The organism is Microbacterium enclense (assembly GCF_004022425.1).
In the GTDB taxonomy this organism is placed as follows: domain Bacteria; phylum Actinomycetota; class Actinomycetes; order Actinomycetales; family Microbacteriaceae; genus Microbacterium; species Microbacterium enclense_A.
Window position 1 is genome coordinate 19,373 of sequence record NZ_RBZY01000034.1, and the last position, 22,319, is coordinate 41,691.

The 22,319-nt window shown below is 70.9% G+C and carries 20 protein-coding genes, 1 pseudogene and 2 riboswitches; of the genes and pseudogenes, 10 read left to right on the forward strand and 11 right to left on the reverse strand.

Features of this window, described 5'->3' with window-relative positions; genetic code table 11:
• Window positions 1–73 precede the first annotated feature (73 nt).
• Entirely contained in the window at window positions 74–1,372 is a 1,299-nt protein-coding gene (gene rlmN / locus D8Y23_RS10400; protein ID WP_205797019.1) for a 23S rRNA (adenine(2503)-C(2))-methyltransferase RlmN, read from the reverse strand.
• A gap of 170 nt (window positions 1,373–1,542) precedes the next feature.
• Here rlmN and D8Y23_RS10405 point away from each other — a divergent pair, with 170 nt between their 5' ends.
• From D8Y23_RS10405 to D8Y23_RS10420, 4 genes are all read left to right on the forward strand, one after another.
• Entirely contained in the window at window positions 1,543–2,451 is a 909-nt protein-coding gene (locus tag D8Y23_RS10405) for a PRD domain-containing protein (protein ID WP_128218073.1), read from the forward strand.
• 191 nt (window positions 2,452–2,642) lie between these two features.
• A complete protein-coding gene (locus D8Y23_RS10410; RefSeq protein ID WP_128218074.1) occupies window positions 2,643–4,493 on the forward strand; it encodes a beta-glucoside-specific PTS transporter subunit IIABC in 1,851 nt (616 codons plus the stop codon).
• Window positions 4,494–4,509: 16 nt separating this feature from the next.
• On the forward strand, window positions 4,510–5,925 hold the full coding sequence (locus D8Y23_RS10415; protein ID WP_128218075.1) for a glycoside hydrolase family 1 protein: 1,416 nt from the start codon (window positions 4,510–4,512) through the stop codon (window positions 5,923–5,925).
• Between the two features lie 60 nt (window positions 5,926–5,985).
• Complete coding sequence (locus D8Y23_RS10420; RefSeq protein ID WP_128218076.1) at window positions 5,986–6,819, forward strand: HAD family hydrolase; 834 nt, start codon at window positions 5,986–5,988, stop codon at window positions 6,817–6,819.
• Between the two features lie 95 nt (window positions 6,820–6,914).
• On the opposite strand, the gene D8Y23_RS10425 is transcribed toward D8Y23_RS10420, so the two are convergent.
• The 4 genes from D8Y23_RS10425 to D8Y23_RS10440 are packed head-to-tail and all read right to left on the reverse strand — an operon-like array spanning window position 6,915 to window position 10,308.
• On the reverse strand, window positions 6,915–7,745 hold the full coding sequence (locus tag D8Y23_RS10425; protein WP_128218077.1) for an SDR family oxidoreductase: 831 nt from the start codon (window positions 7,743–7,745) through the stop codon (window positions 6,915–6,917).
• The gene (locus tag D8Y23_RS10430; protein ID WP_128218078.1) at window positions 7,742–8,518 is read right to left on the reverse strand and encodes an enoyl-CoA hydratase/isomerase family protein; all 777 of its coding nucleotides are present in this window, start codon (window positions 8,516–8,518) and stop codon (window positions 7,742–7,744) included. Before D8Y23_RS10430 ends, D8Y23_RS10425 begins: the two co-directional genes overlap by 4 nt.
• The gene (locus D8Y23_RS10435) at window positions 8,515–9,276 is read right to left on the reverse strand and encodes an SDR family NAD(P)-dependent oxidoreductase (protein ID WP_128218079.1); all 762 of its coding nucleotides are present in this window, start codon (window positions 9,274–9,276) and stop codon (window positions 8,515–8,517) included. Before D8Y23_RS10435 ends, D8Y23_RS10430 begins: the two co-directional genes overlap by 4 nt.
• Window positions 9,277–9,321: 45 nt before the next feature.
• Window positions 9,322–10,308, reverse strand: a complete 987-nt coding sequence (locus D8Y23_RS10440; protein ID WP_164878209.1) for a hypothetical protein — start codon at window positions 10,306–10,308, stop codon at window positions 9,322–9,324.
• 128 nt (window positions 10,309–10,436) lie between these two features.
• Here D8Y23_RS10440 and D8Y23_RS10445 point away from each other — a divergent pair, with 128 nt between their 5' ends.
• Window positions 10,437–10,913, forward strand: a complete 477-nt coding sequence (locus tag D8Y23_RS10445; RefSeq protein WP_128218090.1) for a GNAT family N-acetyltransferase — start codon at window positions 10,437–10,439, stop codon at window positions 10,911–10,913.
• An 18-nt stretch (window positions 10,914–10,931) separates the two neighbouring features.
• Here the strand turns inward: D8Y23_RS10445 and D8Y23_RS10450 are convergent, their stop codons facing one another.
• The 3 genes from D8Y23_RS10450 to D8Y23_RS10460 all read right to left on the reverse strand — a co-directional run bounded on the left by D8Y23_RS10450 (window position 10,932) and on the right by D8Y23_RS10460 (window position 13,797).
• Window positions 10,932–11,720 carry an energy-coupling factor transporter transmembrane component T family protein gene (locus tag D8Y23_RS10450; RefSeq protein WP_128218081.1) on the reverse strand — a complete coding sequence of 263 codons (789 nt, stop codon included), beginning with the start codon at window positions 11,718–11,720 and terminating at the stop codon, window positions 10,932–10,934.
• Complete coding sequence (locus tag D8Y23_RS10455; RefSeq protein WP_128218082.1) at window positions 11,717–13,168, reverse strand: ABC transporter ATP-binding protein; 1,452 nt, start codon at window positions 13,166–13,168, stop codon at window positions 11,717–11,719. The genes D8Y23_RS10450 and D8Y23_RS10455 overlap by 4 nt, the downstream gene beginning before the upstream one ends.
• Window positions 13,168–13,797, reverse strand: a complete 630-nt coding sequence (locus D8Y23_RS10460) for an ECF transporter S component (RefSeq protein WP_128218083.1) — start codon at window positions 13,795–13,797, stop codon at window positions 13,168–13,170. The genes D8Y23_RS10455 and D8Y23_RS10460 overlap by 1 nt, the downstream gene beginning before the upstream one ends.
• Window positions 13,789–13,898: riboswitch (TPP riboswitch) on the reverse strand. (Overlaps the previous gene by 9 nt.)
• A gap of 37 nt (window positions 13,899–13,935) precedes the next feature.
• Here D8Y23_RS10460 and D8Y23_RS10465 point away from each other — a divergent pair.
• A complete protein-coding gene (locus D8Y23_RS10465; RefSeq protein WP_128218084.1) occupies window positions 13,936–15,459 on the forward strand; it encodes a D-alanyl-D-alanine carboxypeptidase family protein in 1,524 nt (507 codons plus the stop codon).
• A gap of 127 nt (window positions 15,460–15,586) precedes the next feature.
• Here D8Y23_RS10465 and D8Y23_RS10470 read toward each other — a convergent pair whose 3' ends face one another.
• Window positions 15,587–16,846 (reverse strand): erythromycin esterase family protein, encoded by a 1,260-nt coding sequence (locus D8Y23_RS10470; RefSeq protein ID WP_128218085.1) that lies wholly within the window; start codon window positions 16,844–16,846, stop codon window positions 15,587–15,589.
• A 531-nt stretch (window positions 16,847–17,377) separates the two neighbouring features.
• Here D8Y23_RS10470 and D8Y23_RS10475 point away from each other — a divergent pair.
• The 4 genes and pseudogenes from D8Y23_RS10475 to thiD all read left to right on the forward strand — a co-directional run.
• Window positions 17,378–17,779 (forward strand): annotated as a pseudogene (locus D8Y23_RS10475) (HNH endonuclease); the annotation flags it as partial.
• 30 nt (window positions 17,780–17,809) lie between these two features.
• Window positions 17,810–17,901: riboswitch (TPP riboswitch) on the forward strand.
• The gene (gene thiM, locus D8Y23_RS10480) at window positions 17,893–18,675 is read left to right on the forward strand and encodes a hydroxyethylthiazole kinase (RefSeq protein ID WP_128218086.1); all 783 of its coding nucleotides are present in this window, start codon (window positions 17,893–17,895) and stop codon (window positions 18,673–18,675) included. It overlaps the preceding riboswitch by 9 nt.
• Window positions 18,672–19,313 (forward strand): thiamine phosphate synthase, encoded by a 642-nt coding sequence (gene thiE, locus D8Y23_RS10485; protein ID WP_240663867.1) that lies wholly within the window; start codon window positions 18,672–18,674, stop codon window positions 19,311–19,313. The genes thiM and thiE overlap by 4 nt, the downstream gene beginning before the upstream one ends.
• Window positions 19,310–20,743, forward strand: a complete 1,434-nt coding sequence (gene thiD / locus D8Y23_RS10490) for a bifunctional hydroxymethylpyrimidine kinase/phosphomethylpyrimidine kinase (protein WP_128218087.1) — start codon at window positions 19,310–19,312, stop codon at window positions 20,741–20,743. Before thiE ends, thiD begins: the two co-directional genes overlap by 4 nt.
• 95 nt (window positions 20,744–20,838) lie before the next feature.
• Here thiD and D8Y23_RS10495 read toward each other — a convergent pair whose 3' ends face one another.
• Both D8Y23_RS10495 and D8Y23_RS10500 read right to left on the reverse strand, forming a co-directional pair.
• On the reverse strand, window positions 20,839–21,030 hold the full coding sequence (locus tag D8Y23_RS10495) for a DUF5302 domain-containing protein (protein ID WP_128218088.1): 192 nt from the start codon (window positions 21,028–21,030) through the stop codon (window positions 20,839–20,841).
• A gap of 61 nt (window positions 21,031–21,091) precedes the next feature.
• Window positions 21,092–22,015 carry a DnaJ domain-containing protein gene (locus tag D8Y23_RS10500; RefSeq protein WP_128218092.1) on the reverse strand — a complete coding sequence of 308 codons (924 nt, stop codon included), beginning with the start codon at window positions 22,013–22,015 and terminating at the stop codon, window positions 21,092–21,094.
• Window positions 22,016–22,319: the final 304 nt, after the last annotated feature.

Sequence of the window (22,319 nt, forward strand, 5' to 3'; positions counted from 1 at the left end):
CGCGGCGACGCCCACGCGTGCTGCGGCTCGCCAGGGGCCGACAGCGCCACCACGCTCCGGCCCGGAACGGCCCTCAGCCGACCGACGTCTCCGCCGCGGCGGCCTCGTCTTCTTCGGTCGCGACGAGCTGACCGCACGCCCCGTCGATCTCCTTCCCGCGGGTGTCGCGGAGGGTCGTCGGGATCCCGGCGTCGTTGAGGCGCCGCACGAACTCGTTCTGCACGGGCACCTCGGAGGCGGTCCAGATCGACCCGGGCGTCGGGTTCAGCGGGATGGGGTTCACGTGCACCCAGCCCCGGCCGCGGGCGTTGAGCTTCTCGGCCAGCAGGTCCGCACGCCACGCGTGGTCGTTCATGTCCTTGATCAGGGCGTATTCGATCGAGACGCGGCGCCCGGTCTTGTCGAAGTACGCGCGGGCGGCATCCAGCGCCTCGTCGACCTTCCAGCGGGAGTTGACCGGGATCAGCTCGTCACGCAGGTGGTCGTCGGGCGCGTGCAGCGACAGGGCGAAGGTCACCGGGATGTCCTCGTTCGACAGCTTCGTGATCGCGGGGACGAGGCCCACCGTCGACACCGTGATGCCGCGGGCGCTCATGCCGAGCCCGTGCTCCTTGTCGACCATCACGCGCACGGCCTGCATGACCCGCGCATAGTTCGCGAGCGGTTCACCCATCCCCATGAAGACGATGTTGCTGACGCGGTCGAGCGAGTGGTCGTCGCGCTTCTTGCCGCCCAGGCCACCGGCGGCGATGAGGGCGTTGGCGCGCACGATCTGCTCGATGATCTCGGCCGCCGACATGTTGCGCGTGAGCCCGGCCTGGCCGGTGGCGCAGAACGGGCAGTTCATGCCGCACCCGGCCTGGCTCGACACGCACAGCGTGATGCGCCCGGGGTACCGCATGAGCACGGACTCGACGAGCGCGCCGTCGTGCAGCTTCCACAGGAACTTGATCGTGTCGCCGCGATCGGTCTCGAGACGCCGCACCTCTGTCAGCAACGGCGGCAGCAGCCCCGCGACGAGTTCTTCGCGACCGGATGCCGGCAGGTCGGTCATGTCGGCGGCATCCGACGTGTAGTGGGTGAAGTAGTGCTTCTCGAGCTGCTTCGCACGGAACCCGGGGAGCCCGAGCTCCTTCACCTTGGCCACGCGCTCCTCGGCGGTGAGGTCGGCGAGGTGGACGGGCGGCTTGCCGCGCTTGGGACTGGCGAACTGCAGCAGGGGACGACCGGTCTCGTCCTTCGCCTGCTGCCATCCCTCGGTCTTCGGCCGCACCTGCCGGGGCTTCGTCTCGCGCACCGCGGTGTCGGCCGGGGCCCCCGCGGGACGCACCTGCCGGGGCGGAGTCTCGCGCACGGGGGTCTGATCGGTCATGGTCCCAGGGTACCGGCGGCCACCTGCGGCGAGGCTGGGCGAGGCGCGGCCCGCACAACTCCGGCGAAACCGCCTCGTCTCGCAGCGCCCGTGCCGGGCGCCCGATTCTGCAGGAGTTGTGAGACCGAGCGCCGCGCACCCCACGACACGGCAGCCCTAAACTGCATCCCATGCCCGGTGCCGGTGACGTCTCCCTCCCGCCCGGCGGCGTGCAGAAGCTGCTGAACAACAACGTCGTCGTGTCGATCGACGCCGACGGCCGGGAACGCGTGCTCATGGGTCGCGGCATCGGCTTCCAGCTCAAGCACGACGGGCGCATCGACCCAGCGAAGGTCGAGAAGACGTTCATCCTCGACCAGGCCAGCGATACCGCGCACGCCCGTAAGCTCCTCACGGACGCCCCGTACACGCTGGTGCAGGCGGTGCTGCGAGCGGTCGACGAAGCCGAACGCGAACTCGGCCGCGACCTCGGCCGACGGTTCCCGCTGGCCGTCATCGATCACGTGCACTACGTGGTGGAGCGCCTCGACCAGGGCATCCGCATCCCGGGGACCTCGATGCCCGAGCTGCGCATCCTGCACCCCGACGAGTCACGCGTGGCGGAGCACATGGCCGCCTCTATCGCGGCATCCCTCGAGCGCGAACTCCCTCCCGAGGAGGGCGTGTTCCTCACGATGCACCTCCTGAACGCCACGCGCGACGAACCCAACGGCACCGCGGCCCTGCTGTTCCGTCGAGTGCAGCACGTGGTGCGCACGGTGGAGACGGGCCTGGGGACCGCGTTGGACACGGGCAGCGCGGACTACGCCCGATTCGTGTTGCACGTGCGCTTCCTGCTGCAGCGGCTCGTCGAGCGCACCATGCTCGCGAGCGGCGATTCGTCGTTCTTCGAGTTCGCGAAGCACCGGTATCCGCGCGCGTTCGGGATCGCCGAGTCCGTCAAGGCGTACGTGCTGGCCGCCACCGGCTCGGCCCTGACCGACGAAGAGGTGCTGTACCTGATCGTGCATGTGGAGCGGTTGGCGACGAGCATGGGCCGCGGCGCCGACGCTGGCGACCCCGGCGCGCCGGTGCTATAGTCGCCGACGCAGGGTTCATCCCCTGCCGACGATTCCTGGATTGTTACCGCGCGAGCGGGCAAGACCTGAACTCACATCGCTGACGAGCGATGAACGGGTTCGGGTCTTTTTTATTGCCCGAAACTCTCCGGGGCCGTCGCCACAGAACATTCGACAGGCCGCACAGACGCGGCGAAAGGCAGGCGGTTCCGATGGCGGATCACGCGAAGACAGCGGCGGGCGTTCTCGCCGGTGTGGGTGGAGAGAGCAACGTCCAGTCCCTCGTGCATTGCGCGACGAGGCTCCGATTCGTCCTGAAGGACGAGAGCAAAGCGGATGCCACGGCCCTCCGCGCGACGCCCGGTGTCATCACCACGGCACAGGCGGGTGGGCAGTACCAGGTCGTGATCGGCAACGACGTCCCCGACGTCTACGCCGCGATCCAGGCCCAGACGAAGCTCGGCGGCGGCGACGGTGCCACCGAAGACGGCCCGAAGGGCAACCTCTTCAACCGCTTCATCAAGATGATCTCGGCGATCTTCACGCCGATCCTCTGGGCCCTCGCCGGTACCGGTCTGCTGAAGGCGTTCCTCGCTGCCGCCGTGACCTTCGGCTGGATGGATGCCACGACCACGACCTACACGATCCTCAACGCGCTCTCCGATGCGCTGATCAACTTCCTGCCCCTCGCGCTGGCCATCACCGCGGCGCGTTACTTCAAGGCATCCGAGTTCACCTCGTTCGCGATCGCCGGCGCGCTCGTGTACCCCTCGATCACCGCGCTGACCGGTGCGCCCGACGTGACCTTCTTCGGCATCCCGGTGACGATGGTCAGCTACGTCTCGAGCGTCATCCCGGTCATCATCATCGTGTGGCTCCAGAGCCACGCGGAGCGTTTCCTCCTGCGCGTGCTGCCCGGCGCGATCCGCCGCTTCGTCACCCCCATGCTCGTCGTGCTCGTCGCAGTGCCGCTGGTCTTCGTGGTAATCGGACCGATCTCGGCGCTCATCGGCGGTGGGCTGGCCTCGGGCATCGGCTGGGTCTTCGAGACGGTGCCGTGGCTCGGCGGCGCCATCATGGGCGGTCTCTGGCAGGTGTTCGTGATCTTCGGTCTGCACTGGGGCCTGGTTCCGCTCTTCCAGCTGGAGTACCAGACCACCGGCATGATCCTGCTCATCGGCCCCGTGTTCGCGGCTGTTCTGGCCCAGGCGGCCGCCGTCGCCGGTGTGCTCGTCCGCACGCGCAACAAGAACCTCCGCTCCCTCGCCGCGCCCGCCACGCTCTCGGGCTTCCTGGCCGGCATCACCGAACCCGCGATCTACGGCATCAACCTTCCGCTGAAGCGCCCCTTCGCCTTCGGCATCGTCGGCGGTGCCCTGGGTGGCGCGATCATCGCCATGGGTGGGGTCTTCTCGACGGCCTTCGTGGTTCCGTCGGGCCTCGCACTCCCCGCGCTCCTCGGCAACGGCAACATGGTCATGCTCGGCATCGGTCTGGCCGCCGCCGTCCTCGTGCCCTTCCTGCTGGTCGTGCTCGTCGGCTTCCGCGACCCGACCGACGACACCGCCCCCGCCGCGGTCGCCACCGACACGGTCGTCCTCGCGCCCGTCGACGGCACCGCCGTCCCGCTGAGCGAGGTCCCGGATGCCGCCTTCGCCGACGGTTCGCTGGGCAAGGGCGTCGCGATCCGCCCCACCTCCGGAGCCGTCTACGCCCCCTTCGACGCCACCGTCGTCGCGGCGTTCCCCACCGGCCACGCCGTCGGGCTTCGCGGAGTCGACGGCGTCGAGTTGCTGATCCACGTGGGCCTGGACACCGTCAAGCTCGGCGGCGAGCATTTCGCCCTGAAGGTCGCCTCCGGTCAGCAGGTGAAGGCCGGTGACCTCCTGCTCGAGTTCGACGGCGACGCGATCGAGCGCGCCGGATACGACCTCATCACCCCGGTGATCGTGACGAACGGCGACCTCTACCCCGACGTCGCCGACGTGGCATCCGGCCCGCTCTCGCACGGCGAGACGCTGTTCCGCGCGGTGTCCGTCGATGCGATGACCACCGCCCGCTGACCCTGGAGACACCCCCATGACGACCACTCCTTTCCCCGACGGCTTCCTCTGGGGCGGCGCGACCGCCGCGAACCAGATCGAGGGCGCCTACGACGAGGACGGCAAGGGCCTCTCGGTGCAGGACGTGATGCCCCGCGGCATCTCCGGTCCGCGCACCGATCGCCCCACGCCCGACAACCTCAAGCTGGTGGGTATCGACCACTACCACCGCTACGCCGAGGACATCGCCCTGTTCGCCGAGATGGGTTTCTCGGTCTACCGCTTCTCCATCGCGTGGAGCCGCATCTTCCCGAACGGCGACGAGACCGAGCCGAACGAGGAGGGCCTGGCGTTCTACGACCGGGTGCTCGACGAACTCGAGAAGCACGGCATCGAGCCGCTCGTGACGATCTCGCACTACGAGACGCCGTTGCACCTCGCCGAGCAGTACGGCGGGTGGACGAACCGCGCGCTCATCGGGTTCTACGAGCGCTACGCCCGGACCCTCTTCGAGCGCTTCGGCAACCGCGTGACCTACTGGCTGACGTTCAACGAGATCAACTCCCTGCTGCACGCGCCGTTCATGAGCGGCGGCATCCCGATCCCCGACGGCGGCGTGCCGAAGGGCGAGCTGTACCAGGCGATGCACCACGAGCTCGTGGCATCCGCCCGGGCCACTCGCATCGCCCGCGAGGTCGCCCCCGCGGCGAAGGTCGGCTGCATGGTGCTGTCGATGCCGATCTACCCGCTCAGCCCGTCGCCCGCCGACGCGGTCGCGGTGATGGATGCCGACCACGGCAACCTCGTCTACGGCGACGTGCATACCCGTGGCGAGTACCCCGGGTACTTCCTGCGGCGCCTCCGCGAGGAGGGCATCGAGCTCGACATCACGGACGAGGACCGCGCCGATCTGAAGAACACGGTCGACTTCGTCTCGTTCAGCTACTACATGTCGATCGCGGAGACCGCGGATGCCGACAAGCGCGGTTCCGGCGAGGGCAACATCATGGGCGGTGTGCCGAACCCCACGCTCCCGGCGAGCGAGTGGGGCTGGCAGATCGATCCCGTGGGCCTGCGCCTGGTGCTCAACCAGTTCTGGGACCGCTGGCAGAAGCCGCTGTTCATCGTCGAGAACGGGTTGGGCGCGCGCGACCAGCTCGTCGAGGTCGACGGAGAGAAGACGGTCGTCGACGACTACCGCATCCAGTACCTCAACGACCACCTCGTGCAGGTCGGCGAGGCGCTGGAGGACGGCGTCGCTGTGCTCGGGTACACCTCGTGGGGCTGCATCGACATCGTCAGCGCCAGCACGGCGCAGCTGAGCAAGCGATACGGTTTCATCTACGTCGACCGCAACGACGACGGCTCCGGAACCCTGAATCGGTACCGGAAGAAGTCGTTCCACTGGTACTCCGACGTCATCCGGACCAACGGCGGGTCGCTGACCCGCTGATCCCCATCGATCGGATCGGCCCCGGGCACCCACCGCCCGGGGCCTTTCCGCGGAGAACGCATGACCCGCATCGCTTTCCTCGATGTCGACGGCACGATCCTCGAGCACGGCTCGCTGATCGCCCCCTCGACCGTGACCGCCATCCGTCAGGCGCGCGCCAACGGCCACCTCGTGTGGCTCTGCACGGGCCGCGCCCAGGGCGATATCCACCCCGACGTCACGGCCATCGGCTTCGACGGCGCGATCAGCAACGGCGGCGCGTACGCCACGCGCAACGGCGAGATGCTCGTGCGCCATCCGATGCGCCGCGACGACGTGGCGGCGATCGAGGACTACTTCGCCGCGCATGGCATCCATTACTTCCTCCAGTCGCACGAGGCGGTGTTCGCCTCGCCCGGCATCGAGCCGGTGACGCGCGAGTACGTGCGCCAGCGCCTCGCGCAGCGGGCCGCCGCCGGACTCGATGTCCCGGCGACCACCGCGATCCCGCGCACGCGGCCGCTCGCCGAGGTCGACCGCGATCAGGTCGCGAAAGCGGTGTTCGTGAGCCCCGCCGCCGACACGGTCGCGCACGCCGCCGCCGAACTGGGCGAGCGGTTCCACGTCATTCCGGGCTCGATCCCGCTCCCGGGCGGCTCGAACGGCGAGATCGGGCTCACGGGCGTCACGAAGGGATCCGCGATCCTCGAAGTGCTGGCGCTGCTCGGCCTCGACCCGGCGGATGCCATCGGCATCGGCGACTCGTGGAACGACGTCGAGATGTTCCAGGTCGTCGGCACCCCGGTCGCTATGGGTAACGCGGTGCCGGAACTGCAGGCTCAGGCCGGTCGCGTGACGACCGCGGTGCTGGACGACGGCGTCCACAACGCCTTCGCCGAGCTGGGCCTGATCTGAGGCCGCCCCCTCCCGTCGATAAACGCTGATCCTCGCGAGACACGCCGCGGCGCAGCGTTTCTGGAGAGGAACGGCGTTTATCGGTGCGAGGAGCCTCAGTCCAGGAAGATGTCGGGGTACATGGCCTCGTCGGGAGTGCCGGGGACGGCGGCGTAGCCGGAGAAATCCGTCACGCCCGCGGCCTCCAGCACGTCCTCGACGATCAGCGTCCGGCCGGTGAGCTCGCGCGACGGCTGCGTAAGCACCTCGTACGCGGCATCCGCGTAGATCTCGGGCGTGCGCGAGACCCGCATGAGCCGGTCGCCGCCGATGACGTTCTGCACCGCCGCGGTCGCGATGGTCGTGCGCGGCCACAGGGCGTTCGCGGCGATCCCGTCGCTCGCGAACTCCGACGCGATCCCCAGCGTCGCCATCGTCATGCCGAACTTCGCCAGGCTGTACCCGGTGTGCGCTCCCAGCCAGCGAGGCGTGACGTTCAGCGGCGGCGAGAGCGACAGGATGTGCGGGTTCTCGGCGTCCTTCAGCATCGGGATTGCCGCGCGCGAGAGCAGGAACGTCCCGCGGACGTTGACGTCCTGCATCAGGTCGTACTTCTTCGTCGCGAGGTCGAGCGAACCCGACAGGTCGATGACGCTGGCGTTGTTCACCACGATGTCGACGCCGCCGAACTCCCCCACCGTGCGGATGACGGCCTCGGTGATCGATTCCTCGTCGCGGACGTCGCCGACGATCGGCAGCGCCTGGCCGCCCGCGGCGCGGATCGCCTCGGCCGCAGTGTGAATCGTGCCCTCGAGCTTCGGATGCGGGGTGTCGGTCTTGGCCAGGATCGCGATGTTCGCCCCGTCGCGCGCCGCGCGCAGCGCGATCGCGAGGCCGATGCCGCGGCTGCCGCCGGACATCAAGAGGGTCTTCCCAGCCAATGTCATGAGCGTCCTTTCGCGGAGGCGGCCGCGAAGGCCGCGACCCGGGCCCGCGCGTCGGGGGTCTCGAATGCGGCACCGATCGTGGCGGCTTCGTCGGCGAGATTCTCCGCGAACGTGCGACCGGCTCCGACGCGTACCAGCCGTGTGGCCTGACCGAACGCCGCGGTCGCCCCGTCGAGCCAGAACCGCGCGATCTCCTCGACCCGCGAGACCAGATCCGTGGATGCCACGACCTCCGCGACCAGCCCCCACTCGAGGGCCTCCGCGGCATCCAGCATCCGGTCCTGCAACAGCAGCTGCAGCGCGCGGCGCTGGCCGATCGCGGCGGGGAGCAGCGTCGAGACGCCGAGGTCGGGGGTGAGACCGATGTTGGCGTAGCGGCTGACGAAGCGGGCGTTCTCGCTCGCCACGACGTAGTCGGCCGTGAGCATGAGTCCGAGTCCGCCGCCGGCGACCGCGCCCTGCACGGCGGCGACCATCGGCAGCGGCGCCTCGACGAACGTGCGGATGCCGTCGTGGATCGCCTCCGCCGTCTCGGTGACATCGGCACCGGACGCACCGGTCGTCGCCATTGCCACGACGTCGCCACCGGCGCAGAACGCGGGGCCCGCGGCATCCAGGATCACGGCTCCCACGGAAGCGTCGGACGTGACCTCGTGGGCGACGTCGCGCCAGCGGCGGGCCATCGGGAAGTCCATCGCGTTGAGCGACGCGGGACGGTCGAACGTGACGCGGGCGAGGCCCGCATCGACGGAGAGGAGGATGCCGTCGGTCATTTCGGCGCCATTCGGATCGCGCCGTCGAGACGGATGGTCTCGCCGTTGAGGTAGCCGTTGTCGACGATCGCCAGCACGAGACGCGCGTACTCGTCGGGGGCGCCGAGGCGTGACGGGTAGGGCACCTGCTGGCCGAGGGAGTCCTGCGCGGCCTGCGGCAGTCCCTTGAGCATGGGGGTCTCCATGATGCCGGGGGCGATGGTGACCACGCGGATGCCGTGGCGCGCCAGCTCGCGCGCGATCGGCAGCGTCATCGCGTGCACGCCGCCCTTGCTGGCGGAGTACGCGGGTTGACCGATCTGCCCGTCGAACGCCGCGACGCTCGCGGTATTGACGATGACGCCGCGGTCGCCGCCCTCCGCCGGCTCCTGGGCCGCCATGAGCGCCGACGCCTGCGCGATGACGTTGTAGGTGCCGACGAGGTTGATCCGGATCAGCCGTTCGAAGTCGGCCAGGGGCGTCGGCTTCAGGTCGCGGTCGAGCACCTTCGCGGGCGGGGCGATCCCCGCGCAGTTCACCACAACGCGCAGCGGTCCCGCCTCGGCGGCGCGGGCCGCGGCGGCGGCGACCTGCTCGGCATCCGTGACGTCCGCCGCCGCGAACGTGCCGCCGAGCTCGTCGGCGACGGCCGCTCCGGCGGAGGACGCCAGGTCGACGATCGTGACGCGCGCACCCGCGGCGCTCAGGCGATGCGCGGTGGCGAGACCGAGCCCCGAAGCCCCTCCGCTGACGAGGGCGGATACACCCGCGATGTCCATGCGTTCTCCTTCGAAGCAGAAACTCGGTGTCACTCTACCCGGGACTCAGGTTCGGCGTGACCGTGCCCGCGGGGGACGGCGGGACCTCATGATCGGCAGCCGCACCGTGCCCGTCGGGGCACCGTCCGACAGGAGTGCGACCTCGTCGGCGCTCCAGCCGTACGCATCCCGCACCCTCGCACCGAGCGTGGCGACGGGCGAGGCCAGCACGACCTCGACCCCTCGGACCACGCCGACCGCGTTCGGATCCAGATCGTGCGCCGCTGCTTGCAGCTGGAGGACGAGCGTCCGCACACGCTCCTGACCATAGGCGGCGGATGCCAGGTGCCAGTCCCCGACGACCACGAGCGTGCCGGCCGGGCGGCGGCGTGTCGCCTCCAGCCGGGAACGACCGACGCTCAGCCACCCCACGCACACGATGACGACGGTCGCCACCACGACCCCGGTGATGATCGCCGGGACGAAGAACGTCGCCGCGAGAACGGTGGCCGACCCCCACCCCGCGGTCAGCCCGACCAGCATGCGGACGAGCGAGTACACGGCGTACGAGCCACCGATGACGGCGATGACGCGCAGCGGCTGCGCCGGCTCGACGGGCGAGCGGAGGGCTGCCCACGCGCAGGCCACGCACGCCACCGCGACGGCGACACCCCGGACGATGAGGGGCGTCGGCTGCGGCACGGTCGTGGACACCACCGCGACGGTCACCGTCAGGGCGAATGCCAGCACCCCGGGTTCGAGGGCTCGACGCTCGGTCAGGACGCAGAGCCCCACGAAGAGGAGCGAGGGAGCCAGGACCATCGCGGTGTCGCCCATGACCTGGAAGAGGACGCCGCCCCCCGTGCGGGCGACCACGTAGAGGGCGCACGCACTCACCACGCAGACGAAGAACCCCGTGGCGAAGCGGAGGAAGAGCCGCATGGTGCTCGGCCCGCCGAGATGGGGGAGAGCGACGAAGAGGACGCTGGACACGACGGCGACGCTGACTGCGAGCAACGCCACCGACAGGTCCACGGCACCCTCACCCCTCATTCGCCACTCCGAGGCGGGCGGCGGCGAGGATTCAGCGTAGCCCGCGAGACGGATCCGCGGAGGCCGTTCACCTGCCCCTTGACCGGAAGCGGCCCGGCCGTTCGTTCTACGCTCGTCGAGTGGACTTCATGCTCGAGCGGGTGGACCTCGACGACCCGCGGGCCGTCGCGCTGCGCGGCATCCTGGAGGTCGATCTCGACGAGCGCTACCGCGACGTCGACGCCGACGACCCGCCGGGCAGGGCCGATGAGCGCGCGCGAGCGCTGGCCGTGCACGCGGAGGAGGTCGTCGCGACCGTCGTGGCGGTGGATGCCGGCGGCACCGCGCTCGGACACGTGATGCTGCGCCGTCTCGGCGACGAGTGGGAGCTGAAACGCCTGATCGTCACCGCCGCCGCGCGCCGACGGGGTGTGGGCCGCGCGCTGACGGACGCCGTTGTCGCGACGGCACGAGAGGGCGGTGCTCACCGCGTGATCCTGCAGAGCGGACGGATGCAACCCGAGTCGCTCGCGCTGTACGAGCGCGCGGGCTTCACCCCGATCCCCGTATATGAGCCCTACATCGCGACGATGCCCGACTCGCTGTGCTTCGAGCGGGTGCTCTGACTCCCCCACGTCGCCACCTCACCCGCCGACGAAGCGGAAGGCCCCGGTGGTCACGGCGGCGGTGAGCGCGACGCCGATCAGCAGGACCGCTCCGCTGAGCGCGACGCCGTCGCGCGGGTGCAGACGCGAGGGCCGCGACCAGGTGCGTTCGATCGGCGCCCCGAATCCGCGGGCCTCCATCGCGGTCGCCAAGGTCGTGCCGCGGCGGACGGCGAACACCAGCAGCACGAAAGCCATGCCGAGGAAGCGCCGCACGGCTCCGCGGTCGCCGAGACCGCGGGCGCGGCGAGCGAGCGTCATGGTGCGCCAGTCGTCGACGAACAGCCCGACCGTGCGGGCACCGGCGAGGACGCCGAGGACGAACCGGCTCGGCAGCTTCGCGACCTGCGCGAGCGCGTCGGCGAGCTCGGTCGGATCGGTGCGCCCGAACAGCAGGATCGTCGGCAGGCCCAGCGCGAGCACGCGCAACATGACCGCGAGCGACAGCGCGATGGAGTCGTCGCTGACCGTGGCGAACAGGAACTGGCCGTAGACGGTGCCCCCCGGCTTGGCGTACAGCAGCATGCTCACCCCGGCGACGGGGGCGAACACGACGATGGGCACCAGCCGCCGCGCGACGGTCCCGACCGCCAGCCCGGTCAGCGGAAGGCACGCGAGCTCGAGCACGATCGCGACCGAGGCGCTGACGGGGTCGAGGGTGGCGAACAGCGGAATCGACAGCACGAGTGCGATGAGGATCTTCGTCACCGGGTTGACCCCGTCGAGCCAGGCTCCGGCCCGCTCGGCCACGGCGACCTCCGCGCTCATGCCGCGCCCCCGAGCGCGATGCGGTGCTGGCCGAGGTGGTGGATGACGTCGGCATCGTGCGTGACGGCGACGACGGTGCGCCCGCGCGCGATCTCGCGCTGCAGCAGGGCGACGAGCTCGCTCCAGCCGCGGCGATCCTGACCGAAGGTCGGTTCGTCGAGCACGATCACGGCGGGCGACGACGCCAGGACGGTCGCGACCGACAGTCGACGCTTCTGACCGCCCGAGAGGGTGAACGGATGGGCTTCGGCGAGGGATGCCAGATCGAGCCGTTCGAGCAGGTCGTCGACGATCGCGTCGACCTCGGCCGCCGGCATCCTGAGGGCCCGGGGTCCGACCGCGAGTTCTTCGCGCAGCGTCGAGGCGAGGAACTGGTGCTCGGGTTCCTGGAACACCGTGCCGATGCGGGTGAGGAGTTCCGTCGAGCGCCAGCGCGAGGGACGCCGGACACCCCTGGTGGCGAGCGCGGGCGTCGCCGCGACTTCCCCGGCGAGCTCGGGCAGAAGCCCGGCGAGGGTCAGCGCGAGCGTCGACTTGCCCGCGCCGTTCGGGCCGGTCACGACCGTTCCGGCACCTTCGGGGATCACGACGTCCAGTCCCGCCCGCACGGGTGCGCGGCGGTCGCGACCGATCGCGAGAGCGGACGCCGAGAGCGCGGCATCCATCGGCGGGGCGACCGGAGCGAGCACCGGCAGGTCGATCGGACGACCCGGCACCCACACACCGGCCGCGGCGAGCGCCGCGCCGTGCTCCGCGAACACCCACGCGGGCGGACCGTCGGCGAGGAGTCCCCCGCTGCGCGCCAGCACGATCACGCGCGTCACCAGGTCGGCCCAGACGGCGGTGCGATGCTCGATGAGGACGAGGGTCGTCTCGTCGCGCGTGACCACCCGTTCCACCGCCGACCTCACCTCGCGCACGCCGTCGGGGTCGAGGTTCGCCGTGGGTTCGTCCAGCAGCAGGAGCCCCGGACGCATCGCCAGCACGCCGGCGAGCGCGAGTCGCTGCTTCTGGCCGCCCGACAACGCCTTCGTCGGCCGATCGAGCGGCACATCGAGACCCACGGATGCCAACGCCTCGGCGACCCGTGAGGGAATGGCATCCGCCGGTAGACCGAGGTTCTCGCAGCCGAAGGCGACGTCGTCGCCGACCTTCGACAGCACGACCCCCGACTCGGGGTCCTGCAGGACGAGGCCGATGCGGCCGCGCTGCGCCTCGGGAGGCTGACCGTCGACGAGGATGCGACCCGTGGCCACACCCTCGTCGCTGCCCCCGAGGAGGCCGGCGAGCCCGGCGAGGAGCGTCGACTTGCCCGCCCCGGACGCGCCGAGGAGCAGCACCCGCTCCCCCGGTTCGATCGTGAGGTCGACGTCGGCCGTGGCGGGCAGCCGGCGACCGGCGTAGCGCCACCCCCAGCCGTCGACCTCGACGCGTGCCGGATGCGGCATCAGACCTCGCGGCGGCGTTCGCGTCCCGCGGCGAAGCGGCTGAGGGCGCCGCTCGCGGCGAGCGCCCGCACGAGCAGCCAGCCCACCACACCGCCGAGTACGGCGCCGGAGACGACGAGCGTGCCGAGGTAGAGGAGGTTGAACTCGGCGGTCTTGACGATGTTGCCCGTGAAGAACTCCAACACCCACGCCCCGACACCGGCCCCCGCGCCGGCGAGCATCGCCACCGGGAGCGAGAAGCGGAGGTAGAGGAACGCGAGGAAGATCAGCTCGGCGCCCAGTCCCTGCGCGAGGCCCGAGTAGATCGTGCTGATGCCCCACACGTTGCCGATGAGGGCCGAGACGATCGCCGCGATGAGTTCGACGAGCAGCGCCGCCCCGGGCTTGCGGATGATCAGACCGCCGACCACGCCGCCGAGCAGCCAGATCCCCACGGCGATGCCGCCGAGGCCGGGCGTGAGGCCGTCCATCGCGGCGAACCAGACGCCGCCGACGGTGTTCCAGCCCCAGAAGACGAGGCCGATCGCGACGCCCAGAACGGCGGCGACGACGATGTCGACGACGCGCCAGCGGAAGCGGTCGGACGTGGCGACGGCCGGGGCCGTCCGGGCAGACGTGGACGTGTGCATTTCGCTCCTCCCTGCGCCGGCATGATCCGGATCAGGTTCGACGGTCGAAGCGTGGGTCGCTTCCTCTCAGCCCGGCTCACCGGACTCCCGTGGTTGTGAAACCCGAGTATAGGCCGGTGCCCGGGGTAGCGTGGGCGAGTGCACGATGCGACCCCGGCCACGAGGCGTGAGCTGCGTGACCAGGTCCCTCCGCCGACCGAAGCGGATGCGGTGCCCGAGGTGCCGGCGTCCGCCGCAGCGCCCGACTCCGTCGCCGCCGGGTCGGCCGTGCCGGTCGCGCCCGCCGATTCCACGCCCGGCGATTCCGCGCCCACCGAGCGCACCCTCATCGGCGAACCGATCGCTCTGACGTGGGTCGACCCCGAGGCCGCCGCCTCTCCGCGCCCGACCCCCGAGTTCACGCTCGAGACCTGGCGCCCGCGGGTGCCCGACCTCCTCGCCGGTCGCCGGAGACGGGCGCTGCGACCCGCCACCGTCATCCCGCCCCTGCTTCTGCTGCTGCTCGTCGCGGCCTACGCCGCGGTCACCCTGCTGTGGCCGCTGAACGCCGTGCCGCCGAAGGTCACCCCCCTCGCCGTCCAGCCCGCCGCCGCGCCGGACGCCGCTCCCGCGTGGCCCGGCGAGGGCGAGGCGGCGATCGCGGTGCAGGGCATGCCCGGCGTGCTGTCGTCGGCCGATGCTCCCGAGTCGATCGCGAGCATCACCAAGGTCGTCACGGCGCTGCTCGTGCTCGAACGCCTTCCGCTGGCCCCCGGCGAGCAGGGCCCGACCTATGCCTTCACGCAGGCCGACAGCGACGACTACTGGCAGTACCGCTTCCGCGGCGAGTCGTCCCTCGACGTCCCGGTGGACGGAACGCTCACCGAGCTGCAGATGCTCCAGGGCATGCTCATCGCCTCGGCCAACAACTACGCCCAGCGGCTGGCATCCGATCTCTGGCCCTCCAACGCCGACTTCGTCGCCGCGGCCGATCGCTACCTCACCGAGCGCGGCATCTCGGGTATCACGATCGTCAATCCCACGGGCATCGAGGAGGGCAACACCGCGACTCCCACGGCCCTCATCGCCCTCGCCGAGAAGGCGCTGCAGAACCCCGTGATCGCCGAGATCGTGCGCACGCCCGAGCTGTCACTGCCGGGCGCGGGATCGTTCCGAAACGGCAATCAACTGCTCGCCGACCCCGGTGTCGTCGGCATCAAGACCGGGACCCTGGATGCCTGGAACCTGCTGTCGGCGAAAGATCTGACGGTCGGCGGGGTGACGGTGCGCACGTACGCGGCGGTGCTCGGACAGCCCGGTCCGGACGAGCGCGACCTGGCCAGTCGCGTCCTCTACGCCCGCCTCGAGGAAGAGGTGCGCCTGCGGACCTCGCTGCCCGCGGGAACCGCCGTCGGCACCGTCTCGACACTGTGGGGCGAGAACGTCTCGCTCGTCACGGCGGACGACGCGCAGAACGTGCTGTGGAACGGCGCCAGCGCCACCCCCGCGACGTCGTTCACCCTCGGCGAGGCGCGCGACGCCGGCGACACCGTCGGCGAGCTGATCACCACCGGGCCCCTGGATGCCGCGACCGTCGACGTGCAGCTGCAGACCGACATCGCGCCGCCCAGCCCCTGGTGGCGGCTGACCCACCCGCTCGACCTCTTCGGGTTGAACGACTGAGAGTCGGCCGGCTGCCGTGCGTCCAATATTCGCCGGGATGACAGGTTCCGCCGAGAGTACGTCGTGATAGTCAGATACGTGCTGTCCGCCGCGCATTGACGACGGACAGCACGTATCTGACGCTGCGTTAATCGAGACCGAGAACGGACACAGCCGCGTCCGTCGTCGCGGACGCAACGACGAGGGCGACGTCGAATGTGCGTGCCGTTATCTGCGCGGTGGCGCTCTGCGACCGGATCATCAGGGGGCGATCGTCGCCGACTGCCTCGCAGAGAACAATGGCCGTGCGTGCTGGTCGCAGCACACCGGCGCATGCAGCCTCCACGCTGAGCTCGCTGAGCGCGGCGGCATCCACTCGCTCTACGCGGAAACCAACGTCGGTCGCGGCGGGGAATGCCATCTCGGGCACCTTCTCGTCAGCGTGAGTGAGGGCCATGGCGAGGTACCCGGTGCCGAGCGAATCGGCGAGCAGACTGCCTGCTGGGTGCGCGGTCAGCACACCGTCGAACCGGACTGGCGTCTTCTGGATGTGGTTATTGTGCGCGACATATGCGATCCGCTCGCCGTCCGCGAGCGTCTCGACTGCATCCCTGATGCGCTGGGCGACGTACACCTCACGAATCGTCGTGTCGTCACTGCGTCCCGCGCCGGAAAATAGGTCAGCCACTGCTCGCAGCATGACATCTGTTGTCGCGGCCGCCTCGATGAGGGCGCTGGCTTCCTGCCAAAGGCTGGCATCGGCGTCCGCTCGATGTACTGCGGCAAGCGCATCGACCCTGGCTCGCAGTCGGGTCAGGTGCACGGTGAGTGAATCCTGAACATCCTGTTCGAGCGCGAGCCATGACATGGCACTCGCTGCCGCCGAGCCTCCCTGGACCCGTGCCGCCAGCTTGCTCGTCGCGTGTACGAGCTCCGAGGAGCCGGGATCGATTCTGGCGAGCACGCCCACGAGCGGTGCGACGCTCGGCGCAATCGAGAGGGAGTTTGGCAAGTCAACACCGAGTACGCGCAGACCATGGTTCTGCGGCAGCCGGCGGCGAAGGTCGTCGAGGAACGTTCCGTAGAGCGCTGTGGTCAGCGGCCCGACCAGCGTATGCAACTCCTCGGGCCGCTTCCTCCCGAGCCATTGCTGGACGAGGGGCGCCTCGTCGCGACCGATTTCGAGGGCGACGGTCCCGACTCCGGCGTCCCGGATGAGCGATTCGACGAGGCTCGCTCGTGCCGCGTTGAACTCAGCGACGAAGTGCGCCGACTCTCCCACTCCGATAACTCGGGCAGGAAAGACGCGTTCTCGCAGTCTCGCGTCTGCGAGAGGACGTCGTTCGTCCCAGACGTCGGCGGTGAGGAACGGTGCCGCGGACGCGGCGGAATGAGGGCGGTTGGACATGGAAGCACTCCTTGAATCAGAAACGGCATGCGAAGGAGACCGGACGAGCCGGTCGGGACAACGCAATGCCGAATCAGAGCAGGATGCTTGCAATCACCTTTCGATCGTAGCCATACCGCGGCGACCCTGCGCGAGAGTCCGCCACCTTCCCCGCGGCCGCGCCGCGCCATCACACTCACCAGAAGCGCGACTCCTCCACCGTCCTCGCCCGATGGCATCCACCCCCAGAAGGGCATGCGGACCGGGGGCAATGTCGGAGGTCGTCGTTAGCATGCACACATGCAATCCGATCCGTCCTCCGCGGCCCCGGCGGTCCTGTCCGCGGTGCTCGCAGAGGTCTTGCGGACCAGCGCCCAGCTGGCCGCTGCAGAAGCGGCCCGCACCCTCGCCCTGGCCGCGGCCGGGCACTTGGCCCTTGACGTGATGGCCGACCGTCGGGCGAACAACCGAGCCTCCGAGATGGCGTTGCACGAGGTCACCTCCGAACTCGCCGCGGCCGAGAATCTGTCCGACCGAACGTCCCCGCTCCCCTGGGACAGGGTCGTCACACACCCCGTCACCGGCGCGGTCCTGCACATCGACTCGTACCACCGCGGCACCGCGATCGACCGGTTCCTCCGCGCTCGCGACCGCCACTGCCGGTGGCCCGGCTGCACGGTCCCCGCGATCCGCGCCGAAGTGGATCACACGCACGACGACGCGCTCGGTGGTGCCACCGAGGTCTCCAACCTCGCCCACCTCTGCCAACGACACCACACGCAGAAGCAGTTCACCCGATGGAGAGTCCGGCAGGTGCCCGGGGGAGTGCTGGAGTGGACCTCACCCACCGGCCGGATCTACACCGACGAACCCCTCGCCTACTCGCCGGCCGTCCGATTCGTCCCCGACGATCCGCCTCCGCCCGAGCCGGAAGAACAGCCCGCACCCTTCTGACGTGGTGCCTTCACCCGTGCTAGCGTCGCCCGCAGTGACACGGGGTGCCCCATCGGGCTGAGAACACACCCGTCGAACCTGATCTAGTTCGTACTAGCGAAGGGATGTCGCGAATGGTCGTTCGCACGTCGTCGTCTCCGTCCACCGTCCTCGCCGAGCTGCGAGCAACCCCACCGCTGGTGCAGTGCATCACCAACGCGGTGGTGACGAACTTCACCGCCAACGCGCTCCTCGCGCTCGGCACCTCGCCCGCGATGTGCGACATTCCCGGGGAGGCCGGACTCTTCGCCGGCATCGCCAGGGGCGTCCTGGTGAACCTCGGCACCCCCACCGCCGAACAGCGCGACGCCGCCCGCGAAGCCGTCGCCGCGGGCACGCCGTGGGTGCTCGACCCGGTCGCGGTGGGCGCGCTGCCGGTCCGCACCGCGCTCGCTCACGACCTGCTCGAGGCGCGGCCCGCCATCGTGCGCGGCAACGCGTCGGAGATCCTCGCCCTCGCCGGGGCGGGGGCCGGGGGGCGCGGCGTCGACTCGACCGATTCCCCGGAGGCGGCGCTCGATGCCGCTCGCGCACTCGCGATCCGCACGGGCGGGACGGTCGCCGTGTCCGGCCCGGTCGACCTGATCGTGGATGCCGTGCGCGAAGCGCGCGTGCCCGGCGGCAGTGTCCTGCTCACCCGCGTCACGGGCGGCGGCTGCGCCCTCGGCGCCGCGATGGCGGCGCTGCTCGCGGTGACCGCCGGCTTCGCCGCCGCGACGACGGCCAGCGCGATCTGGGCCGTGGCATCCGAGCGGGCCGAGGCCGCCTCGAGCGGGCCGGGGTCGTTCGCCGTGGCGTTCCTCGACGCCCTCGCCGCGATCGAACCGGTGGATCTCCACGGCCGGGTCGCCTCGTGAGCGTGCACGACCTGTCGCTGCACCTCGTCACCGATCACCGGATGCCGTTCGCCGACGTCGTCGAGATCGTCGATGCCGCCGCGGGGTCGGGGGCGAGCATCGTGCAGTTCCGCGACAAGGAGGCGTCCGGGCGGGACCTCTTCGATCGCGTCACGGTACTCGCCGATGTGATCGCGGGGCGAGCGGCCTTCGTCGTCGACGACCGCGTCGACGTCGTGCTGGCCGCGCGCGCCGCGGGCGCCCGTGTCGACGGTGTCCACCTCGGCCAGAGCGATTTGCCGGTGGTCGCGGCGCGCCGCCTGCTCGGTGCCGACGCACTGATCGGCCTGACCGCGAACACCCCGGCCCACTTCTCCGCCGCCACCCACCTGCCGACGGGCACCGTGGACTACCTCGGCGTCGGGGTGATCCGCGCGACCGCGACCAAGCCCGACCACCCGCGCGCCCTGGGGATCGAGGGGTTCGCCGCGCTCGCGGCATCCGCACCTCTGCCGTGCGTCGCGATCGGGGGGATCGAGGTAGGCGACGTGGCCGCGCTTCGCCAGGCCGGGGCGGCCGGCGTGGCCGTCGTGTCGGCGGTGAGCGGTGCGGACGATCCGGCCGCGGCGACCCGCGCACTGCGCGAGGCCTGGGCATGATCCCCCGCGTGCTGAGCATCGCCGGGACCGACCCCACCGGGGGTGCCGGCATCCAGGCCGATCTCAAGAGCATCTCGGCGTTCGGTGGGTACGGTATGGCCGCCGTGACGGCGCTCGTGGCGCAGAACACCCTCGGGGTGCGCGAAGTGCATGTGACGCCGACGGAGTTCCTCTCGGCGCAGCTACGGGCGGTGAGCGACGACGTCGACATCGACGCGGTCAAGATCGGGATGCTGGGCTCGGCCGAGATCGTCGCGGTCGTCTCCGCGTGGCTCGCCGAGGTGCGACCGCCGATCGTCGTGCTCGACCCCGTCATGATCGCGACAAGCGGCGACCGTCTGCTCGACGCCGACGCCGAAGCGGCCGTCCGCGACCTGTGCCGCCTCGCCGACCTCGTGACGCCGAACCTGCCCGAGCTCGCGGTGCTCGTCGACACCCCCGTCGCCGACGATTGGGATACCGCGGTCGCGCAGGCGCGCACCCTCGCCGTAGGCGCCGACACCGCGGTCCTGCTGAAGGGCGGGCACCTGCGGGGTCCGGACAGCCCGGATGCCATCGTCGACACCACCGGCATCCACCCGGTACCAGGCCGCCGGGTCGACACCCCGCACACGCACGGCACGGGATGCTCGCTGTCGTCCGCCATGGCGACCCTGGCGGCACACGGCCTCGCGTGGCCCGCCGCGCTCGAACGTGCGAAGCCGTGGCTCACCGGCGCTCTGGAGAACGCCGCCGAGCTGCACGTCGGGCGCGGCAACGGTCCGATCGACCACTTCCACGAGCTGCGGCCGCACCTCGACCTCGGGCCGGCGTGGAGCGCCGCTGCCTGGGCCGACGCGGCGTCCGTGCGCGCCGACGTCGACGACTGCGGGTTCGTGCGGGGACTGGCATCCGGCGACCTGGATCGCGCCGCCTTCACCTGGTACCTCGGGCAGGATCTGCTGTACCTGCGCGAGTACGCCCGCGTGCTCGCGCGCGCCGCGGCGCTCGCACCGAGCACCGAGGAGCAGCGATTCTGGGCCTCCGCGTCCGCCTCGTGCCTCGCCGAGGAAGCGCGCCTGCACGAGAGCCACGTGGATGCCACCGCCCTCGAACCCGCACCCGTCACCACCGCCTACACCGACCACCTGCATGCCGTGTCCGCGGGCGGCTCGTACGCGGTGCTGGTGGCGGCGGTGCTGCCGTGCTTCGTGCTGTACACCGACATCGGCGTGCGCTGGCGGGGCACCTTCGACCCCGACCACGCCTACGCCGACTGGCTCACGGCCTACGGCGACGAGGTGTTCGCCGCGTCCTCGGCCGAGGCGTCGCGGATCGCGGACGCGGTGGCTCGATCGGCATCCCCCGCCGTCCGCGCCGCGATGTCGGCCGCGTACCACCGGTCGATGCGGCGGGAGTTGGCGTTCTTCGAGGCGCCGCTGCGGCGGTGACGCGTGCGGGGCTCCGGAGGATTCAACCGTGCGGGCGTCTCACCGCGGTGCACGGCCTTCGAACGGCCCGAATCTCCGGAGTCCGGCCCGGGAGGTCAGCCGCTCTTGCGTCGGAACTCCCGCTTCGTGACGGCTCCGTGCGTGCCCTGCACGGCCGAGTGACCGTCCAAGTGAGCCTGACCCGACCGCTGCTGCCCGTTCTTCTTCGCCAGGGCTTCCTTGAACTTGCGCTTCATCTCGTCGGATGCCGCACCTGTGGTGGCATCCGGGGTCTCGTTGGAACTCATGTACCCACCCTAGGCACGTCCGGTTGCTCGCGCACCGCGCCGGCGTCGGCGCCCACTCCCGTCAGACGTGGCGGACGCGCTGCTGCAACCGGGTGCGGATGTCGAACAGCTCGGTGCCGCCGACCTCGCGAGCGCCCGGCATGCCGCGGCGCAGCAGCGTGGTGAGGGCGCTGCGCGCGACGAGCACGACCGGGGTCCCACGGACCTTGCCGAGCGTCGTGACCGCGTCGAGGATCGCGTCGTCGGGCAGGACGACCATCGCGCCGCTGAACCGGACGCCGGCCGCCCGCGCGATCACCCGGGCCCGCGACACGAGCTGCGTGACCGGCGCCCCGATGACGTTCGGCCCGCTGATCTCGCCGCGGCGCACACCCACCGGACCGCCGAAGTCCTCGCTGAGCATCGCGTACAGGCCGCTGGGCCCGAGCACGAGGTGGTCGATCTTCTGCTCCGGGTCGAGGCCGTCGCGGTCGGCGAAGACGTCGTGCCAGACGGTGTACCCCATGCCGAGGTCGGCCACGAGCCGCGCGGTCTCCTCCTCCGCGAGCGCATCGGCCAGGATGTGCCGGATCTCGGGCGGGGCCGACCGCACGAGCGCGGGGTCGTACGGGTCGGCGATGTCGACGCCCCGGCCCACCCACTCGCGGATGAGCGACAGGTACCGTTCTCGCCGCCATCCGCCGGGCTGCCCGTAGGCGCGGGCGCGGGGCCGAGTGTCCGGACGGGAAGGAGGGGATGCCGCCGGCGCGCCGCCCCACTCGGCCGAGGCGTGCCCGCGGCCGCGGTCGTACGCGGCACGGGCCTCGGGGGTCCCGACGAGTTCCCACGCGCGTTGCACCTGCACGAACAGGGCGGCGTCGCCGCCGGTGTCGGGGTGCGTCTCGCGCAGCCGCACGCGGTAGGCGCGGCGCAGTCCCTCGTCGTCGATGTCGACGTCGACGCGGAGCACCTGGTACGCCGAAACCGACATGGGGCTGTCGAACACGTCCGTCATCCGTTCCGCCGCTCGGGTGCGGCACCCTTCAGGCTATCCGCCGCCATCTGTGCAACCCCCGGGATCCGCCTCGGGTTTCGCTGACGGCGGCACGACTCCGGCAGAACCGGGCGAACCGCCCCACGCCCGCGCAGCCCGGCTGATTCCGCAGGAGTTGTGCGCACGTGGCATCCATCCGCCCTACCCGCACAACTCAGGCACAACCAGGCCAACCACCCGCCCCGGCACGCCCCCAGTCACTTCTGCAGGAGTTGTGCCGACCCCGGCCCCACCCGCACAACTCCGGCACAACCCC

Bases quoted from the DNA above. Each gene is read 5' to 3' on its own strand.
- rlmN (WP_205797019.1), bottom strand. From the start codon at position 1,372: ATGACCGATCAGACCCCCGTGCGCGAGACTCCGCCCCGGCAGGTGCGT.
- D8Y23_RS10405 (WP_128218073.1), top strand. From the start codon at position 1,543: ATGCCCGGTGCCGGTGACGTCTCCCTCCCGCCCGGCGGCGTGCAGAAG.
- D8Y23_RS10410 (WP_128218074.1), top strand. From the start codon at position 2,643: ATGGCGGATCACGCGAAGACAGCGGCGGGCGTTCTCGCCGGTGTGGGT.
- D8Y23_RS10415 (WP_128218075.1), top strand. From the start codon at position 4,510: ATGACGACCACTCCTTTCCCCGACGGCTTCCTCTGGGGCGGCGCGACC.
- D8Y23_RS10420 (WP_128218076.1), top strand. From the start codon at position 5,986: ATGACCCGCATCGCTTTCCTCGATGTCGACGGCACGATCCTCGAGCAC.
- D8Y23_RS10425 (WP_128218077.1), bottom strand. From the start codon at position 7,745: ATGACATTGGCTGGGAAGACCCTCTTGATGTCCGGCGGCAGCCGCGGC.
- D8Y23_RS10430 (WP_128218078.1), bottom strand. From the start codon at position 8,518: ATGACCGACGGCATCCTCCTCTCCGTCGATGCGGGCCTCGCCCGCGTC.
- D8Y23_RS10435 (WP_128218079.1), bottom strand. From the start codon at position 9,276: ATGGACATCGCGGGTGTATCCGCCCTCGTCAGCGGAGGGGCTTCGGGG.
- D8Y23_RS10440 (WP_164878209.1), bottom strand. From the start codon at position 10,308: ATGAGGGGTGAGGGTGCCGTGGACCTGTCGGTGGCGTTGCTCGCAGTC.
- D8Y23_RS10445 (WP_128218090.1), top strand. From the start codon at position 10,437: ATGCTCGAGCGGGTGGACCTCGACGACCCGCGGGCCGTCGCGCTGCGC.
- D8Y23_RS10450 (WP_128218081.1), bottom strand. From the start codon at position 11,720: ATGAGCGCGGAGGTCGCCGTGGCCGAGCGGGCCGGAGCCTGGCTCGAC.
- D8Y23_RS10455 (WP_128218082.1), bottom strand. From the start codon at position 13,168: ATGCCGCATCCGGCACGCGTCGAGGTCGACGGCTGGGGGTGGCGCTAC.
- D8Y23_RS10460 (WP_128218083.1), bottom strand. From the start codon at position 13,797: ATGCACACGTCCACGTCTGCCCGGACGGCCCCGGCCGTCGCCACGTCC.
- D8Y23_RS10470 (WP_128218085.1), bottom strand. From the start codon at position 16,846: ATGTCCAACCGCCCTCATTCCGCCGCGTCCGCGGCACCGTTCCTCACC.
- thiM (WP_128218086.1), top strand. From the start codon at position 17,893: ATGGTCGTTCGCACGTCGTCGTCTCCGTCCACCGTCCTCGCCGAGCTG.
- thiD (WP_128218087.1), top strand. From the start codon at position 19,310: ATGATCCCCCGCGTGCTGAGCATCGCCGGGACCGACCCCACCGGGGGT.
- D8Y23_RS10495 (WP_128218088.1), bottom strand. From the start codon at position 21,030: ATGAGTTCCAACGAGACCCCGGATGCCACCACAGGTGCGGCATCCGAC.